17 protein-coding genes and 1 pseudogene are annotated in these 17,531 nt (G+C 30.4%); 8 read left to right on the top strand and 10 right to left on the bottom strand.

Going from position 1 to position 17,531, the window contains the following annotated elements; translation table 11 throughout:
* The 5 genes and pseudogenes from AC5M21_RS14350 to AC5M21_RS14330 all read right to left on the bottom strand — a co-directional run.
* Window positions 1-242 (bottom strand): annotated as a pseudogene (locus tag AC5M21_RS14350) (hypothetical protein); the annotation flags it as partial.
* Window positions 239-940 carry a LytR/AlgR family response regulator transcription factor gene (locus AC5M21_RS14345; RefSeq protein ID WP_008788180.1) on the bottom strand — a complete coding sequence of 234 codons (702 nt, stop codon included), beginning with the start codon at window positions 938-940 and terminating at the stop codon, window positions 239-241. The gene AC5M21_RS14345 and the pseudogene AC5M21_RS14350, both read right to left, overlap by 4 nt.
* A gap of 2 nt (window positions 941-942) precedes the next feature.
* Window positions 943-1,308: a helix-turn-helix transcriptional regulator gene (locus AC5M21_RS14340; protein WP_008788179.1), complete on the bottom strand. Its 366-nt coding sequence runs from the start codon at window positions 1,306-1,308 to the stop codon at window positions 943-945.
* A 259-nt stretch (window positions 1,309-1,567) separates the two neighbouring features.
* Window positions 1,568-2,683 (bottom strand): lanthionine synthetase C family protein, encoded by a 1,116-nt coding sequence (locus AC5M21_RS14335; protein WP_008788178.1) that lies wholly within the window; start codon window positions 2,681-2,683, stop codon window positions 1,568-1,570.
* Complete coding sequence (locus AC5M21_RS14330) at window positions 2,676-5,681, bottom strand: lantibiotic dehydratase (RefSeq protein ID WP_117599028.1); 3,006 nt, start codon at window positions 5,679-5,681, stop codon at window positions 2,676-2,678. Before AC5M21_RS14330 ends, AC5M21_RS14335 begins: the two co-directional genes overlap by 8 nt.
* A 183-nt stretch (window positions 5,682-5,864) precedes the next feature.
* Between AC5M21_RS14330 and AC5M21_RS14325 the strand changes: the two genes are divergently transcribed.
* The 8 genes from AC5M21_RS14325 (at window position 5,865) to AC5M21_RS14290 (ending at window position 13,660) form a co-directional block, all read left to right on the top strand.
* Complete coding sequence (locus AC5M21_RS14325; RefSeq protein WP_008788176.1) at window positions 5,865-6,698, top strand: helix-turn-helix domain-containing protein; 834 nt, start codon at window positions 5,865-5,867, stop codon at window positions 6,696-6,698.
* Window positions 6,667-6,891: a hypothetical protein gene (locus AC5M21_RS14320; protein WP_008788175.1), complete on the top strand. Its 225-nt coding sequence runs from the start codon at window positions 6,667-6,669 to the stop codon at window positions 6,889-6,891. Before AC5M21_RS14325 ends, AC5M21_RS14320 begins: the two co-directional genes overlap by 32 nt.
* A gap of 63 nt (window positions 6,892-6,954) precedes the next feature.
* Window positions 6,955-8,211 carry a nucleotide disphospho-sugar-binding domain-containing protein gene (locus tag AC5M21_RS14315; RefSeq protein ID WP_008788174.1) on the top strand — a complete coding sequence of 419 codons (1,257 nt, stop codon included), beginning with the start codon at window positions 6,955-6,957 and terminating at the stop codon, window positions 8,209-8,211.
* Window positions 8,198-8,926 (top strand): flavodoxin family protein, encoded by a 729-nt coding sequence (locus tag AC5M21_RS14310; RefSeq protein WP_017144134.1) that lies wholly within the window; start codon window positions 8,198-8,200, stop codon window positions 8,924-8,926. The genes AC5M21_RS14315 and AC5M21_RS14310 overlap by 14 nt, the downstream gene beginning before the upstream one ends.
* 1 nt (window position 8,927) lies before the next feature.
* Complete coding sequence (locus AC5M21_RS14305) at window positions 8,928-11,084, top strand: peptidase domain-containing ABC transporter (RefSeq protein ID WP_302280760.1); 2,157 nt, start codon at window positions 8,928-8,930, stop codon at window positions 11,082-11,084.
* Window positions 11,085-11,199: 115 nt separating this feature from the next.
* Window positions 11,200-11,520, top strand: coding sequence for a PadR family transcriptional regulator (locus AC5M21_RS14300; RefSeq protein WP_008788170.1), 321 nt, complete (start codon window positions 11,200-11,202; stop codon window positions 11,518-11,520).
* Between the two features lies 1 nt (window position 11,521).
* Entirely contained in the window at window positions 11,522-12,073 is a 552-nt protein-coding gene (locus AC5M21_RS14295; protein ID WP_008788169.1) for a DUF2812 domain-containing protein, read from the top strand.
* Window positions 12,074-12,520: 447 nt separating this feature from the next.
* Window positions 12,521-13,660, top strand: a complete 1,140-nt coding sequence (locus AC5M21_RS14290) for an adenine nucleotide alpha hydrolase family protein (RefSeq protein ID WP_008788168.1) — start codon at window positions 12,521-12,523, stop codon at window positions 13,658-13,660.
* A gap of 860 nt (window positions 13,661-14,520) precedes the next feature.
* Here AC5M21_RS14290 and AC5M21_RS14285 read toward each other — a convergent pair.
* The 5 genes from AC5M21_RS14285 to AC5M21_RS14265 all read right to left on the bottom strand — a co-directional run bounded on the left by AC5M21_RS14285 (window position 14,521) and on the right by AC5M21_RS14265 (window position 17,297).
* The gene (locus AC5M21_RS14285; RefSeq protein WP_002607837.1) at window positions 14,521-15,900 is read right to left on the bottom strand and encodes a tyrosine-type recombinase/integrase; all 1,380 of its coding nucleotides are present in this window, start codon (window positions 15,898-15,900) and stop codon (window positions 14,521-14,523) included.
* 13 nt (window positions 15,901-15,913) lie between these two features.
* Window positions 15,914-16,129, bottom strand: a complete 216-nt coding sequence (locus AC5M21_RS14280) for a helix-turn-helix domain-containing protein (RefSeq protein ID WP_002607838.1) — start codon at window positions 16,127-16,129, stop codon at window positions 15,914-15,916.
* The gene (locus AC5M21_RS14275) at window positions 16,102-16,536 is read right to left on the bottom strand and encodes a helix-turn-helix domain-containing protein (protein ID WP_002607839.1); all 435 of its coding nucleotides are present in this window, start codon (window positions 16,534-16,536) and stop codon (window positions 16,102-16,104) included. Before AC5M21_RS14275 ends, AC5M21_RS14280 begins: the two co-directional genes overlap by 28 nt.
* Window positions 16,537-16,675: 139 nt before the next feature.
* The gene (locus AC5M21_RS14270; protein ID WP_002607840.1) at window positions 16,676-16,918 is read right to left on the bottom strand and encodes a helix-turn-helix domain-containing protein; all 243 of its coding nucleotides are present in this window, start codon (window positions 16,916-16,918) and stop codon (window positions 16,676-16,678) included.
* A complete protein-coding gene (locus AC5M21_RS14265; RefSeq protein ID WP_002607841.1) occupies window positions 16,911-17,297 on the bottom strand; it encodes a type II toxin-antitoxin system PemK/MazF family toxin in 387 nt (128 codons plus the stop codon). The genes AC5M21_RS14270 and AC5M21_RS14265 overlap by 8 nt, the downstream gene beginning before the upstream one ends.
* Window positions 17,298-17,531 lie beyond the last annotated feature (234 nt).

Below are 17,531 nucleotides of genomic sequence, written 5' to 3'. Positions count from 1 at the left end.
AGAATTGGTATATTAGATTTATTACTCTTTGTATGAGTAACTTCAATATACCAGGATACAGCTATATTAATTTTTGCAATAAAGAAAAAATTAAATAGACATTTTATTAAAAATAATGAACTGTAAACAACAATATATAATATTTTATTAGGTTTTTTAAGAGACAATACGATGCGATAGTAATATGTAAATAAGCAAAGTTCAATTATATTTGAAGTAACAATACTGAAAACATAATTCATAATATTTCACCTAACATATCAAAAAATGCTTTCTGAAAATCTTTTCTATATGATCTTGATAAATACACAGATTCACCATTTTTCAATGTCACAATATCATCCTCAATACCTAAAACATATTTAAGATTCACCAGAACCCCTTTATGGCTTAAATAGAATCCTAACCCATCTAAAATAGATATCCACTCTTTCATTTGCCTCACCATTATAATGGTTGTCTTATCTTTCAAATGAATAGTTGACTTCCTTCCTTGCATATCAATATAACAAACATCAAAAAGACTCATTGTTCTCTGTCGATGATTAATATCATTAACACAAATAGATAATTCCATATAATACTTTCTAACTTCATCTAAATATCCAAATAATTTCAATTTATCTATAGGCTTTACAAGATATCTAAATGCATTTACTTCAAATGCCTCTAAACTATATTCTGGGTTGGTTGAACAGAATATAATTTTAATATCTTTATTACGCTGGAATATCTGTCTTGCAACTTCAAGTCCTGTTGTTTTGTATAATAATACATCTAAAATCAAACAATTTATATCATCTATGTGATGCATAAGCGAATTCACATCGCTATATGCATAAATATCTGCCTTGTATTTATTAAAACAACAATATTCTTCCACCAGTTGATTTATTTTCTCTAGTTCATTTATTTGATCATCACAAATCGCTATTTTCATTATTATTCACCTCTATCATCTACTTTTAAATATTTTTTATTTTTTTTAACTGAATCAACAAAATCTTCAAAGACACGTATTTCAAATTCATCAGAAATTCCTAAAACTTTTAATTGTTTAAATCGTAAAGTGATTTCATCATCAAAAACCAATTCATCTAATGTACATCCTAGTATTCTTGATATTCTACTCAAAGTCACAAGTGATGGCTTTGTTTTAGCAGTTTCTATATTACTCATATGACTTAAAGAGATATCTGCGAGTCCAGCAACATAGGCTTGAGTTAATGATTGCATATTTCGTAATTTCTGAATTTTTCTTCCAATTTTCGTATAATCTATTTCTAGATCAAAGCGACTACCTACCATTCTATCAACCTCCTTCATATATTTTAGTATTTATACAAATGATAATATATAATCTGTATAAATTATTTATATTTGTAGAGACCAACATCATCTACAAACAATTCTTTATAATATATAGATAAAATAAAAAAAGGATGATATTCTAATATCCTATCATCCACATCTTATATCTCATTTTTACCATTTATCTACATAAGCGAGTATAAATGATAAATTATATTATAATTGAATTGGGCTTAATACTAACAAATAATAATGACTATTTCAACAAAAGCATTTCTTCCCATATGACTGTATTGTATCCCTCAACAAATAATAAGGATAGCAAAACTGATATTGAACCATCTAAAAATGAATAACTTGCATCAGAACAAATTTCTCCTGATAAATTATAATACTGATCATAAAATATACTTAAACATTCGTGATCATAAAAAAATTCAATTTGTTCTAATAAAAAACCATTTAGTTCTTTACTACTCACTTCATACAATCTTGCAAATACGAAAATACCTGAATATCCATGACAAAAATTAGGACTTATAATTTTATAATTATTCTTATCCTGAATAATGCTCTTTAATTGCTCTTTAAATAAAGTTGATAAAAAATTGAATTTTAAAATCTGAGTTGATTGTATAATAGCATGCAGGACTCCTAATTCGCTATAGCACCAACTTGGAGTATTTCGTGGAAAAATAACTTCTTCTTTATTTATAATTCCTGGTATTCTCAATTTATGATGGAAATAATGTGTTATTAATATCCTTTGTAAATGCCATATTATACTCTTCATTCCCAACATCTGAAATCCTGCTTTAAATGCTTTTGATAAAACCAAGAGAAGTCCTGCGATCCCATGTGATAAGCCCAAATTCATAGGAAGCGTATTATATACTTTCTGATGAACATGTTTCATTATGAATTCTATCAACATATATATTCGCTCACTTGATATCAATGAACAGTCATCTTGAAATAATATTAAATAATAATTAAGTAATCCAGAAATACCATTAACATATTCTACATTGCGAAAATCTTGAATATCTATTTTCATACTCTGAATGAGTTCTAATAATTGTTTTTGAATACTCACATATTTTTTTCCAACGATATCCTTATTAATGAGGAAAAGTATACTGAGGAGCGGAATGCCATCAAACAAAGAATAATTGTTTTGAAAATAATAATCTTTATTGTTAACTAATATATTTAATATTTCTTTTTGTTGATAATGAGATATATCTAGGTCTTTCATAACAATTGCAAAATGAACCAAATGAGGAAGAAGAGTTTTATCCCCCTCTTCATCAAAAAAAGAATTAATCTGACTTGAAAATAACTTTCTATACTTATCTACATTATCATCCATTGTATTTTTTATAACCTTCTATAGCATGAAAGAGATGCTTTACAATGGCATAGCATTTTAATTCTGATGCTCTATCCACTCCAAATAATCTATTGCAAAACATGTGTAGATGTGCCAATATAATATCCGCTTTTGAGTTTGTTAATGTACTGGTTACTAATTTTTGACTATATTCATTAAGTAATTCGTTTTGTTGATAGAATATGTCCATGAGTTCTTTATGCATACAATCATTGTTAGGATTTTCTTTGTTTTCTAAAAGAATGTATAAGTTCATATATTTATTCTTATCTTGTCTAAATCTCTTCAAGCTCTCTTTATTATCAATAAAAGAGAATAATTCTTCTATATAATGAGATGTTAATTTTAATTGATTTAAAAAGTATACAATTTCTAAGATTGCTAAATCTTCTAAACTCAACTCTTTATTTCGAGATGATAAGTTCAATAAATCAATTGTAACTTTAGAATTTATCCAAAACATAGATTCATTTATCTCCATCATGTCAATACCACCATATCTCTCTATTTCTCTCTCATAAGTATCTAGTTTGATATCATAAATATCATACGTATCATTTAAATAAGATATGAAATGATGAAGCTTATCCATAAACTCTTTAAATTGAGATATATTATGATATCTTATTCTCAGATGTCTTTGATTATCAATGTAATGAATATAGAAATATTTATCAATATAATTTCCCTGAATAAATTGCTCTCCATATTTCTTAATCTCATTTTTAACAATCTTTTTTAAAGTTAACTTTTTTGCATAAATCTTAAGATAAATCCAATCAGACCCTATAGCTTTATTTCTTTGAGAATATGCAATATCTTCTAATGGATAATTAATGTATTCAGAAGAAATTGTTTCTTTATTTTGTATAGGTTCATAACTCATAATAATCTCATCAACACTTATATCCTGAAATGTATGCCCTCCTGCAGTGATATGTATAAACATATTTCCTTTTTTCATAATTTCCATATAGAAGATTTTCATATGAATCAAACATTTTTTACACAACAAAAGTGTATTATCATAGTCTTTTAAATAAAAATATTCTGGAATATGAACACCTTGTGAGTACTGATCAAATAAAACTAGAAATTCTTCAAAAGAACACTTTTCATTCATTCCTAATATTGATCTGTTTATAAGCCATCTTTCAGGAAATATACCAACGTTCTCTATTTTTAATTCTGGTACATGATGAAATGTTTCTATAAAACTATGCATATATGCTAGAGAATCAGCCACTGAACTCTGCTCTGAAATATCTAATAATATACGATATAATTCAGGACATAATTTTGGATTTAACATATTTGATATTCTTACATTTAATATTTTTCCTTGATAATAAAGATATAGCTGTTTATTTTTATTCACACCAATGTATATATCTTGTATTGATATAGAAGGCTTCTTAGAATAAGATCCTAAAGCAATCACATTTATATTGAATGAATGTCTTGAAATAACATTCCCACATCTAAAGTCAGATGGCATGAGCATCAATTCAACTTGCTTTATATTTGAATGATTCTGGTTTTCATGAAAAATCCTCTTATACTCCTCTTTTAAATCTGCCAATTCTATAAAACGACCAATAATTCGACCAGCAGGACTAATACCAAGCAAAGGTGATAACTCAATTGAATTCTTCTTATGAAATGATAAATCAAACGAACCTATTTTATGATGGATATGTGATAATTCTAATTCTTTTAGTTCCTCATAAGTTATATTTATAAAATTTTGTTTATTGGCAAAGCAATTAAGAATTTTATTATTTATAAGATATTTCATTTTTTCTTCATTATTTTCTTTTTTGTTTAATGTCTTATGATAATTTGGATAACCAATTCCCCTTTGTACATCTACAACTTCTAATAATGGAACCCGCCTTTCAAAACCATATTTTTCTATAAACTTATAAGTGTATTCCTCTAAAATATCATTCTTTATGAGTGATTGAGATAAATAATGAGCAGCTTTAAAAAATTGACTAGATAAATCTGGAATATTGTTTTTAATTGCTTCCATATTGGTGTCACTTAATCGCATATCAATTTGAATATATTTCTTGGCCTTTTGAAGTTTCTCCATATATTCAACAATATTCACTAATATATCTTCACCATAACCAAGTTCAGTTTTATTATATAAATCAATGAGCTGATTGATTTTTTTCAATTTTCTTACATATATATCAGCTGTATCAATATTTTCCAATGTCATGATTGTCTCTTCCAACGGACGAGTTAAAGGCAACGATGGTCGTAAATTTGTATACAGAAATTCTCTATGAATAAGCTCAACCATAAAATTAACTATTTTATAAGGGGGAATCTTGTCTTGCAACTGTTCTCTAATTTCATTAATTAAATCAAAGAAATCTACAAACTCTTCGCATCTGGCTAAAATAAATGTCACCATCGGTGTATTTTCTATACTTAATATGTGCTGGTCTATATTCATATTATCTAAATACTCTTTTTGCTCATATCTAAGTGATATATATGGATTTGTACAGATATGATTTTCAATCATGAGATTATGATTGGATTTGACTTTTAAACCATAAAGGACATCAATATTTAATTCAATGCGATTAATTAAACAAATGAGCCATTCAAAGTCAACTGTACAAATATGCTTGGGTTTAGTATTGGTATCATTCACATATTCTTGATTAAAATGAATACCTGAAAACAAACCAAAAGGTGTTGCTCTTGTTGTCATTCTTATAAAATACTTTACAAAAGCCAGTAATATCTTCTCTTGATCTCCACTTTGATTTTTAATTGAAAAATACAAATCAGGACTGGCAAATAAAATTCCCTCTCTAATTCTTGAATCTTGAAATAATGTCATCATATTCTCATAAGTAAAATCATTATTTTCTATAAAATACTTATAATACTCCTCCTTACTCATTAGTGGACTTCTTTGTGCTATAAACTTTTGTTTGTAATAATTGTTCATTTTATACCCTCCTCAACATAAACAGTTTTTCATACTTTAAGTTTACACTGAAAAAAAAGACATAACTTCTAATATTGTCTACCATATTTGCACAATAGTCCCAATACTAGTCAAAGCGCTTTCAAAATTGAATAAAATATTTAATAATAGTCATGCAAGCACTAGCATGGAAAGGAATAACCAATGTATATTGAAGATTCTTTAAGTGTTAAAGATATTACATTAAATCATTTTATGCTAGATGATAGTGTGCTATTGAATCGAAAAAAATGTCAAAGAATTCTTATAGCACCCAATCAAGATTTTATTTTATATCTCAATGATGTCAAACATGAAGTACATAATCAGCTTTGTTTTATTGATGGAAGAAATAAATGTGAAATCAAAGCTTACAAAGAATATTCTCATATTCTTTATTTAGAATTTATAATTGATGATCAACTGCAATCATTAAGCAAACATTCATTTATCGATATCAATGAAGATATTAGAATTTTTTGTTCCTATGTCAAAACATTGCATATCAAAAAATCTTATACTCCACAGATACTGAATTTCATTATGACATATTTTCTTATGTTAAATGAAGCTATCTACTTAAATGAGAAAAAAAGTTATCAACAATGTCCTAAAATTATATTTGAAATTAAGGCATATTTAAAAGATAATATTGAGTCTAAAATCCAAATACAGGATATAGCCAATAAATTTTTCATGAGTAGAAGCGAATTGTTCTATCTTTTTAAAAAGTACGCTCATACAACTATTATCGATTATTTAAATACAATAAGAATGAAAAAAGCTGAAGAGTTATTAGCTGATTCTAGATACACCATCACTGAAATATCCCAGTTAGTAGGCTATGACAGTTTACAATACTTTTCACGAGTATTTAAAAAAAGAAATGGTTGTTCTCCAAGTGAATTTCGTAAACAGCTTATCAAACGTTTTCAAACGTTTTATATAGGGAAAGGAGGTGAAATATATGAAAACATTAAAAAATATCCAACTATCTGATTTTGATTTAGAAGAAGAATTCGATGATGATATCTTCGTTGAATTATCAGCAGCTGGTGATGGAAGCAGAGCCTCTAAGACTTTTAACTCAGCTACAAGCAACTGGGCAAGTGTTGGAGCTGCATTAAGCGCATTGGTTTCTAAAGGCCCTGGAAATGCTACAAACGGTTATACTGAATTGAAATGTTGCTAATCCATTTAGCATAGGGGCATAAGTTCATCTTATGCCCTTAATTAATATTAAGGAGAATTAAAAATGAAAATCGTTATATTAACACACTCAAGTTTTAGTCATGTTAATGCAATAGAGAATACTGTAAAATCCCTTTGTAAAAAGTATGAAGTTTTTTGCTTTTTAGAAGAGGAATATATAAATATATATGGAGAAGATAAAAATCTACATTACATCGCATATCATAAAGCCCTAGATAAGCAACTGAAAGAATTGCTTTTTAGACATAATCCTTTTATTGAAAAAAAAGATGTACCAACTATTGAGGATTTAGTCGCTGAAGTCAAATATCCATTAGAATATATGCTAGAAGGTTCAATGATTTATGTCAATGATCTTCTTCCTATAATCAAACAAATCAACCCTGACTATATATTAAGAGATGCATGTTCGTTATTTGGAAGAGTTATTGGCGATCAATTAAATATCCCTGTACTTGGATATACAACATCGCCTACTTTTACAGATTTATTTGTTGAAAGTCATCTTAGAAAATATCTACCATTCTCTTTAAAAAGAGAATTAGATACTTTATCTGACGAACAAATTAACTCACTTTATACTATGATTAAAAAACAATTTACTAAAACATGTACTAAGTATGGTATACGCACTCTACCATTAAATTATTTAACTTGTCCAGACGAAAAAATGAACTTTTGTTATGGATCAAAGCGTCTAAATTTTATTGCTCAAGAGGAGACTAAAAAGTATCTTTTTATGAAACCAAAAATTTTTGAAGTGCCAGAAAGAATTGAAAATAATAAAGATACGATAGTTGTATCAAGTGGCAGTTTAATTAATTTTCCAGTTAAATTATATAATTATATTATTAACGCATATAAAAAAGAACCTTATCAAGTTGAAATATCACAAAAGTATTTTGGTACAGATGTTTTTAAAATTACCAATTTACCTTCTCATATCCATTTTCATAAATATATAAAACAAACAGAGTTACTCCAAAGAGCACATCTTTTAATAACACATGGAGGATATAATTCTATCCTAGAAGCGATTTACTATGAAGTCCCAATTCTTGTTTATGCAATAACACATGATCAGTTTATCAATTCACAAAGAATTGAAGAATTAAATATTGGTTTTGATTTAAGACATATGGAATTATCTGGCTATAACATTAATAAAATATCTCACAAACTCATGGATTCTGTTGAAATAAAAGAACATATAAAAGATTTAAAATCTGAAATCATTGCACTTCATAATGATGAGGTAAGAAAATATATAGATGAGGATTATGTAAATGGTAATCTCTAAGCAAAAAAATATTTTAGCATTGGTTGGTTCAAATCATATCAATGGTTTTACGAGAAATATTATTCAATTGTTAAAAGATAATTTACATGCAAGAAATGAGAATATAGATTTTCAAATCATAGATACAACTGAAATAGACATCAATGTTTGTAGGGGCTGCAATACTTGTTTTGAGAAAGGATTGTGTCCTCTAGATAGGCAAGATGATATGGGACAATTAAAAGCAATGTTAGATAATGCAGATGTTATTATTTTAGCTTGTCCAGTCTATCTCATGCATGTTTCATCTCCAATGAAAATTCTATTAGATAGACTATCATATTGGTGTCATTTATTAAAACTTCGTAATAAACTACTTGTAACAGTTATAACAACAAGTCGCTCAGGAGCAAATGAAACAAATAATTATTTAAAATACATCGGTTCAGGTATGGGCTTGCTTCCAATCAGTGAAATTATTTTCACGCATAGCAGCGATATAGATGAACTTATCCATAAAATTAATAAATCAGCTTACATTATTAATCAATATCTTATAGAAAAAAAAGAAATCCATTCGAATCAATTTCTGGAAGAAACATTTGCAATAGAAAAATTAGATAAATCATTACAATTAGATTCAAGTTTTGAAAAACAATATTGGCAAAGTCATGGATTATTCAATTGTTCTTCTTTTGAAGACGTCTTATCCTTAGAGAAAGAGAGAAAAAAATAATATGGCCCAAATACATTGTATATATCAACACGATTCAAACGATTGTGGACCTGCTTGTATATCGACAATATGCAGTTATTATGGAAAAAAGATTCCTATTGCAATTATAAAACAATATGCAAAAACAAATTTAGAGGGAACTTCAGGAAAAGGAATGAAAATTGCTCTAGCAAAATTGGGTTTAGCCTCTAGAGGAAAACTTCTCACCACCATTGATGATAATGAAAAAGAAACTCTTATACTACCTTGCATTGCATGTTTGAAAAACACAAGTTCTTCTCTTCATTTTGTGATTATTTACAAAATATCTCATAAGTACCTTTATGTTTGTGATCCACTCAAAGGTAAAAGAAAGATTTTAAGAGAATCTTTTCCTATAGAGTTTACTGGTCATATTCTTGAGGTTATCCCTACTGAAAAGTTTGAAAAAAACAAAAATTATTATTCTACATCATTTCATGTTTTTAAGAAATTATTTAATAGTGAATTAAAATTAACATTACTTATTTTTTTCTTATCATTAATTGTAACCTTACTCAGTATTTTATCAATTTTATACAACAAAATACTATTTGATAATATTATCCCAAACGGATTGAGTGCACAATTACCTAAAATTTTCATAACTTTTGCCTCTATAATTATCATCAGCAATATTTTCTCATTTATGAGACAGTACTTCATATTTCAATATTCAAAAAGACTCGATGAAAAACTCTTGCTAAATCTTTACAAAAAAACAATTCTGTTGCCTTTTGATTTTTTTGCCAATCGTCAGGCTGGCGATATTTTATCTAGATTTGATGATGCAATCAGTATCAGAGAAACATTATCAACAGTTTGTATATCTTTAATTATGGATGTTGTGCTTTCTATTGGTGCAGGTTTTATACTATGCTATATGAATAGGACTTTATTTATTCTTACTTTGTTTCCTATTCTTATTTATGCTTTCACTGTCATTGTATTTAGAAAAATAATTACAAGACTTAACTATGAAAATATGAAATATAACGCATCACTCAATTCCTTATTAATTGAAATGATATCTGGAATTGAACTTATCAAAAGTTTTTGTATTGAAAATGCCTTTATTCATAAAATAACAGATAACTTTAAAAAAATGTTATCTAAAGGTACAAAAGTAGCTTGTACAATTAGTCTCCAAATAACGATTCAAGAAATTGTAAGTCATATCTTTACTCTTTTAGTACTCACATTAGGTAGTTATTATATAATTAGTCAGCATATGAGCATTGGGACTTTAATGACGTTTAATACTTTACTTGTTTATTTCTTTAATCCCATTGAAAAGATACTTCAACTACAGAATAATTTTCAAAAATCAATAATTGCGATTAATAGACTTACTGAGATTATTGAGTTACCAACTGAATTCAACAATGAAGAAGAAATAGAAAGCATCATTAATGGTGATATAGTCATAGAAAACTTACAATTTGGTTATAACACTAAATATAATGTATTTGAAAATTTGAATCTAATTATTCCCCACAATAAAAAAGTAGCTATTATAGGAAAAAGTGGCTCAGGAAAAACAACTTTAATTAGACTTATTATGAGACTCTATAATTATGAAAAAGGGCATATTTATATTAATCATAAAAACATTATTGATTTTAATAAGCAATCTTTACGTAAAATCATAGGCTATGTAGGTCAAGACTCTTTCTTTTTCTCAGGATCTATCTTGGAAAATATTAATCTGCATCATCAAAATTCTATGGAACGTGTCATAGAGGTATGTAAAATGGTAAAAATTCATGATTTTATTTCCTCTCTCCCCAATACTTACATGAGCCAGATATCTGAAAATGGAAGAAACTTTTCTGCTGGTCAAAAACAAAGACTATCTTTAGCTAGAGCAATTCTTCTCAATCCTAAAATACTCATTTTGGATGAAGCAACTTCAAATTTAGATGTTGAAACAGAATTAGAAATAGATAGTGTTCTTTCCAAATTAACATCTCAAATGACTGTCATTATGATAGCACATAGATTAAGTACTATCTCTCGTTGCGATCAAATATTATTTCTTGAAAATGGTCAACTCGTTGAGCATGGATCTCATGAAGAATTATTACGTCTCAATAAACGATATCATGAACTATGGATCAAAAGAGAAGTCATAAAATAAATAAAATATGTTGTAATTTTTAAAAAACGTGGTATTATATAGATAGACGATATATCGCAATACGATATATAGATAATCTTTATATCGTAAAACTTTATAAATGGAGGTGGATGAATTGAAATCTAATCCTTTAACTGAATCGACGTTCTATATACTTCTTGCATTAGCAAGTGAACCATTACATGGGTATGGCATTATCAAAAAGGTTGAGCTCTTAAGTGAAAATACTATTATCCTTGCGGCAGGAACTCTCTATGGAGCACTAGAGAATTTAAAAAAATCTCATCTTGTAGATCAAATGTTGATTCAGGATAACTCAAGGCGTAAAGTGTACCAAATAACTGATACTGGATTAGAAGTTTTATCTCATGATTATTTACGAATGAAAAAATTATGTTTGATTGCAGAAAGCATTTTAAAAAAAGGAGAGAAATAATATGTTAAGAATCAAACCATATCTAGGTAGTAAGTCAACAGAGGATTACTTAAATAAAAAAGCTCAGAAAGGATATGAACTAGAAAGTATTACTTCTTTTGGATTGTTTGTTCCATTACGATTGGATGCATATAGTTTCAAAAAAACATTAAAAACCAAGAGAGTATATAGAGTAGACAGTAGAAAGATTAAGAAAGAAGACTTTAAAGAGTATCAACAGATTTTCATGGATGATGGATGGAAATATTTTAAGAATAATTTTGCAAACGATGAATATAATAGTGACTATATATTTTATTCAGAAGATTCAACTAAGAATCAAATCTTTTCTGATCCTGAATCAGAAAAGTTAAGAAATAAGGAAAACGCAGCATCAAGTTTATATAAAGGAATATTCTTATTCATGGTATTTCTATTTTTCTCAATCATATTTCCAGCACCACTTGCTGGAAACAATAGTACCATAATTGGATTTATATTTCATAATATCTATATAATAGTAGCTATTTTCATTATAATAACCTCGCTAATAAGATATTTTAAAAACAGGTAATTACAAATTTTATTTAATCTTTTTAATTATTAAATAAATTTATGGTTTATTTTTATAAATCTGATGATAAAACTAAATATATATTCATGAATATATTTTCATTTTTTGATATTTGAGCACTCATTATGAGTGCTTTTATCATTTAATGTCAAAATATTTCCACTTGTTTAAATATTATTGTAATTAAAAAAGATGTCTTTAAAATAGTATCTGAGGAGTACCTATAAATATTATTTTCTTATTCTATAAATTAATATGCTAGTGCTTGCAATCACAAAATTATTAATATAGAAATAATATTTATCAGGACCAAAAAGCACAATTATAGTGCTTTTTTATATTCTTTTCTTCTTATTGCATATTTTGACCTCTTGTGACAGGAATATATAAAAATAGTTTTTTTTCAACTATAATAAATGTGTAATAACAATCAAGGAGAAGAGTATTATGAAAACAATCGAACAAGCACTAACTGACAATTCATTTCATCAGGCACATAATATTGGCTGTGATTTCTGTGTGACTCCAGATCATTATAAGACCGCTCATTTTACAACACTTAAAAATGGCAAGCAGATATGCAACTATTGTAAAAATCATGTTAGAAAACAATTTAAAGGCATAAAGCAGCTAAAAGAGGACATCAATTTAAAGGAAGGAGAAAAAATTGGTGTCATGGTCAGTGGTGGCAAAGATGGATTATATGCATGGATGACACTATGTAATATATTTGGACCAGAGAATGTTATAGCATTCAATCATCATAAATCTGGATTAGTACATCCCTTCGCATATGAAAATCTTTTAAATGCTTCTCGAATTCTAAAGAGTCAATTAATTATTGTTGAAGATAATGATTTCATTATTCGCTTCCGTAAGAATTTAGAAGCATTTGTTAAAAAACCTGATCCTGCAATGACAAGGGTAGCTTTATGTGCGGGATGTAGATATGGTATAACTGGTAATCTTTATAGATTAGCAGATGAAAAGTATAAAATAAAAAAATTTGTAAGTGCTGCATCTTATTTAGAGTTGGCTCCTTTTAAAGCAGAATTATTAAAGGAAAAAGGAAATGGAAACAATAAATATGGACTTCTAAAAGGATTAATTGAAAATGAAAAATATAACTTTGATGATAATATTGAAATCATTCTCAATGATGACGATTTAGCATATAAAAGTATATCTAATGGTAAAAAAACAATCTCACATGAATTTAAAAACTATAAACTATTTGATTTAGATGATTATATTGAAAATAATCCAGATGAATATGAAAAAGCTGTTACAGAGAGATTATCTTGGAAAAGGCCTGAAAAGAGTTGGCATTTTGATTGTATCATAGAGGAATTTAAAGATTTCTTTTATTATGGAACATTAGGATATACTGAAAATGAATTCAAACTTTCTCAAATGATTCGCTATAATCTTATATCTCGTGATGATGCTTTAAAAGAGATTTATCACTATAGAAATAAAATGAAGAATAGTTTAAAAACTATCCTTCAACTCTTAGATGAATTACATTTATCCTATCTGAATGATGAATTTATTCAATTTTTTAAAAATAGTAAATACTATCAATAAATCATATTTATAATGATTTTATTAAACTGTAAATAAACTATCAATTTTACAGTTTTTTATTTTTATATTATATATACAAAACATTTAAAAAGTCGAAATTCTTCATATACAAAGGATTTCGACATCATTTCAATGGCGTCCCTGACTGGATTCGAACCAGCGGCGTTTCGCTTAGGAGAGGCACTCCTAAAGGTCAATCAGCTACCTTCTAAGTTTAAATAATCCCCGTATTTACTGGGTTTTCACGGCATCAGGATGTTATCCTGTACCTCAGTATTTCTGCTGATTTTAAGGTGTTTTATGCACTTGAATTTGCAGGTGATTAGCAAAAAAGCAGGAGTTTGGAAAATACTAAATAGTAAAAACAAGCCGCTGCTGTGTGGATGCGTCCTTTCTGGTGTTAGGACGGCTCTCCTGATCTGCTCTGTAACTTCTCAAGAACAGTATGTAAATAATAGACTGAAAGAAAGAGGACAACCCATGTTGGATTGTCCTCTTGTGTTTCTTTTGGTGCAGATGCTTGCTCTATGATCTATTACTTCAATCTACACACACTTTTCTTTTATGACTCATTATATCTTTTCTTTGCAATGCTTCCTGTATAACGGTATAAGGCACATCGAATACATAGCGTGAAAAATCTTCTAACTGTTTTTTAGGATAGGCAGACAAAGGCGTTTCATCTCAAACCAGACGGCCCGCTTATGATAGGTCAGGTCGGATACATCCTGACATCCTATTTTGACCTGCATATCCGAAAAAATATCTTTCAATCAATCACTCCAATCTTAATACGATATAGCAGAAGGAGCCATTGCTCCATAGATGACTACGCATCCATTTGCAACGGCTCCTCAGTGTCATATGGTTTTCGCCAGTGATTTCAAAAGGGCTGCCATTTCTGGATTGGCAAGAAGTTTCTGAAGCAGCTCCTGTTCAGTCTGTGTTTCTTTAGGTTCGGTTGTTTCCTCCGGTTCTTCAACTGCTGGGGTTGATTTGCTCTGGTAGAACTGCTCCTCAAATCGTTGCGCATTTAAACGTCTGTCCTCGTCTATGATATGAGAATACACATCGGCTACCATCTTGACCTGTGCGTGGCCGGAATCCCCCTGTACGGATTTCATATCACCACCGTTGAGTTTCAGCTTATAAGTGATACTTGAATGTCTGAAACTGTGAAATACGACAGGCGGCAAGTCGTGATCTTTGATCAGCTTTCCTAAAGCTCGATTAATAACCTGTCCTTCAATCGGTCTGCCGCAGGAAGAAGCGAATACGAGATTAAAGTCCAAGTATTCGTCTCCAAACAGTGCCTTGTAGTTTTCAATTTCCTCGCGTCGATCAACTAGCATTTCCGCAACTGTTTTCGGAAGAAATATCTTTCGGATACTGGTTTTTGTTTTCGGCTCTTTCAGCACCAGCGCTGTGTGTGTACTTGCCAGCGCAGGCGGGAATTTAAAGACAACTCCTTTTTCACCCAACTGTTCCAACGCATTGCGATTAACACGCTGAAGCTCTTTGTTGACAAAGATGTAGGCACATCCATTTTTTATGCTGTCCTCTGAAATGTCGACACAGTCCCAGGTCAGTCCGAGAAGCTCACCCATTCGCAATGAGCAGGAAAATGCAAGATTCAGTGCCAATGCCAGATTGTCATCGTCACAAACTTCCAATGCTTTGAACAGTGTTTCTGCTGTCCAGATTGCACGCTCTTTATGTTCTTCTTTTGGAAGGGTAGCATTAAGAACAGGATTCCTTGACATCAGTTCCCATTTTACTGCCTGATTAAAGGCATTGCGGAGCAACTTATGAATCTCTCTGACCGTATGAGCCGTGAGACATTCATTGTTCGGCCTGCGGTTATTTACCACCTTTGCCTTGACCGATAATAAGCTCTGATAGAATTTGTCCATCGTTCTCGGTGTCAGATCTTCCAGTTTAATATCTCCAATCAGCGGAGTAATATAATTGAAGATCAGGCTTCGCCTTGCTTCATAGGTCGATAATGCCCAGGTATTCACACCATAAATAGACATGTATTCTTCCAGAAGATCACTGACCGTCTTAGCGGAAGGGGCAATAAAAGTACCTGTCTCCTGTTCAAATTCAACCTGCACTTTGCGCTTTTTGGCTTCGGCATTAGTAGCAAATGTTTCCCACTTTTGCCTCTTTACGCCGTTTTCATCCGTATAGCTGTAAACCACAGAATAGCGGTTTTTTCTCTTAACAATAGATGCCATGTAAAACACCTCCTTATTCTCTTGTTTCGAGCCATGCATCAAAACTGCTTTTTACGATTCTGATGCCACGATTCAATCGAACACTCTGAAACACATTCTGATTTATCAGCTTATATGCAGTGGGGCGGCTTATTCCAAGAATCTGCCGAATTTCTGCAACAGTATAGCTTTTCTTATTCGGAGCAGTTATTGAAACTCCATTTAATTCAGCGATGCGATCTTCAAACATGCTGCCACCTCCTCATTTTTGATAACTTTCTTATAGTGAGATTGCGAATTGTACCAATCTTCAAAGCTATCTATGTAAATACGGGTGTACATTCCAACCTTTACCGTTTTGAAGGGTTTCTTCTTCATCAAGTCATATAGGGTTCCTTCAGCAATCCCAAGTAAGCGGGCAGTTTCCTGAATTGACATTGTGATGGATTTCCAATTCTTTCCCGGTGCTTCACCAATTATTTTCTTATAATGAAGCTGGTTAGCGTACCAGTTTTCAAAGCTCTCGATCATCACACGCATCTTACCGCCTATGATGACCGTATCAAAATAGTTCTTTTTCACGAGCCAGTATGATTCCGTCTTGCCAAGCCCAAGAAGCCGACGCATTTCTCGCACGGACATGCTTTTCTTTTTCATTGTGTTTTCCTCCGATTCATTTTTTTCGGCTCGTCAGCCGTTAGGGTATGCTATATAGCCAAGCATCTCTGCTTGGCTATATAGTAGGGAAAACCGAAGAAAAAGTGAAATGTGCAAATTCGATAGTTCAAGGGATTTTTCACACTTGACAAGTATCCATCTGTTTATCAAGCCACTCGTCAAAGCTCTTTTTTGAAATACGGATATTGCCGCCGATACGGACACTGTGGAATACGCCGGATTTCACAAGATTATAGGCAGAATTCCTGCCGATGCCTAAAATGTCCTGGATCTCATCTACTGTATAAATTCTTTTCTCATATGGAATACTCGGCATAGCTTCTGTATCCTTATTTAATGCTGCAATTCTATCCTCAAACATGAGAAATCCTCCTTTCTGCTTTCAGCTCTTTTTCTGCGCCCATGCTGATGAATAGGGGTAAAACAATCTTTTCCATAGATTGTTTATCAAGCTGTGTTACCTTCTCTTTGAGACGGCTTTTGTCAATCGTGCGCACCTGTTCAAAGAGAATAATTGAATTTTCGGGAAGCCCATCAACATCTTCCAAATAGTAATGTGTCGGCAGCTTCGTTTTCTTTCGTACTCGGCTCGTAATGGCAGCAACAATGACCGTAGGGCTGAACCTGTTTCCTGTATCATTGGAAAGAATGAGGACAGGTCTTGTGCCGCCCTGTTCAGAGCCGATATGCGGATCAAGTTTTGCGTAGTAAATATCTCCACGTCTGACAGTTCTTTTCATTTGAATGCCCTCCAATCTATATTTGACATACGGTTTCTGTCTATGTAATAAGCCAGGCAAAAGGCTTTTCGAGATCGGGAGCATATAAAACAAAGCTCTGTTCTCAGTAATAACCTTGTGTCTGGCTTTATGGTCATGGCATTTCTATTTGTCCTCGACACCCCGAAATGCAAATGCGCAAAAGCGCAGGGAAGTCGCCAAACGGTCAGCAGCGAACTGACTCCACGGGAGTTT

The sequence above is a fragment of the Coprobacillus sp. genome (genome assembly GCF_984815275.1).
Note: the sequence above shows the minus strand (reverse complement) of the source record. Positions and strands in the feature narration are given on the sequence as shown.

Excerpts from the sequence above, each read along its gene's own strand:
- AC5M21_RS14310 (WP_017144134.1), top strand. The coding sequence starts at position 8,198 with ATGGTAATCTCTAAGCAAAAAAATATTTTAGCATTGGTTGGTTCAAAT.
- AC5M21_RS14315 (WP_008788174.1), top strand. The coding sequence starts at position 6,955 with ATGAAAATCGTTATATTAACACACTCAAGTTTTAGTCATGTTAATGCA.
- AC5M21_RS14295 (WP_008788169.1), top strand. The coding sequence starts at position 11,522 with ATGTTAAGAATCAAACCATATCTAGGTAGTAAGTCAACAGAGGATTAC.
- AC5M21_RS14325 (WP_008788176.1), top strand. The coding sequence starts at position 5,865 with ATGTATATTGAAGATTCTTTAAGTGTTAAAGATATTACATTAAATCAT.
- AC5M21_RS14345 (WP_008788180.1), bottom strand. The coding sequence starts at position 940 with ATGAAAATAGCGATTTGTGATGATCAAATAAATGAACTAGAGAAAATA.
- AC5M21_RS14280 (WP_002607838.1), bottom strand. The coding sequence starts at position 16,129 with ATGTTTGAAGATCGCATCGCTGAATTAAATGGAGTTTCAATAACTGCT.
- AC5M21_RS14305 (WP_302280760.1), top strand. The coding sequence starts at position 8,928 with ATGGCCCAAATACATTGTATATATCAACACGATTCAAACGATTGTGGA.
- AC5M21_RS14265 (WP_002607841.1), bottom strand. The coding sequence starts at position 17,297 with ATGAAAAGAACTGTCAGACGTGGAGATATTTACTACGCAAAACTTGAT.
- AC5M21_RS14320 (WP_008788175.1), top strand. The coding sequence starts at position 6,667 with ATGAAAACATTAAAAAATATCCAACTATCTGATTTTGATTTAGAAGAA.
- AC5M21_RS14335 (WP_008788178.1), bottom strand. The coding sequence starts at position 2,683 with ATGGATGATAATGTAGATAAGTATAGAAAGTTATTTTCAAGTCAGATT.
- AC5M21_RS14330 (WP_117599028.1), bottom strand. The coding sequence starts at position 5,681 with ATGAACAATTATTACAAACAAAAGTTTATAGCACAAAGAAGTCCACTA.
- AC5M21_RS14290 (WP_008788168.1), top strand. The coding sequence starts at position 12,521 with ATGAAAACAATCGAACAAGCACTAACTGACAATTCATTTCATCAGGCA.
- AC5M21_RS14285 (WP_002607837.1), bottom strand. The coding sequence starts at position 15,900 with ATGGCATCTATTGTTAAGAGAAAAAACCGCTATTCTGTGGTTTACAGC.
- AC5M21_RS14340 (WP_008788179.1), bottom strand. The coding sequence starts at position 1,308 with ATGGTAGGTAGTCGCTTTGATCTAGAAATAGATTATACGAAAATTGGA.
- AC5M21_RS14270 (WP_002607840.1), bottom strand. The coding sequence starts at position 16,918 with ATGTTTGAGGATAGAATTGCAGCATTAAATAAGGATACAGAAGCTATG.
- AC5M21_RS14275 (WP_002607839.1), bottom strand. The coding sequence starts at position 16,536 with ATGAAAAAGAAAAGCATGTCCGTGCGAGAAATGCGTCGGCTTCTTGGG.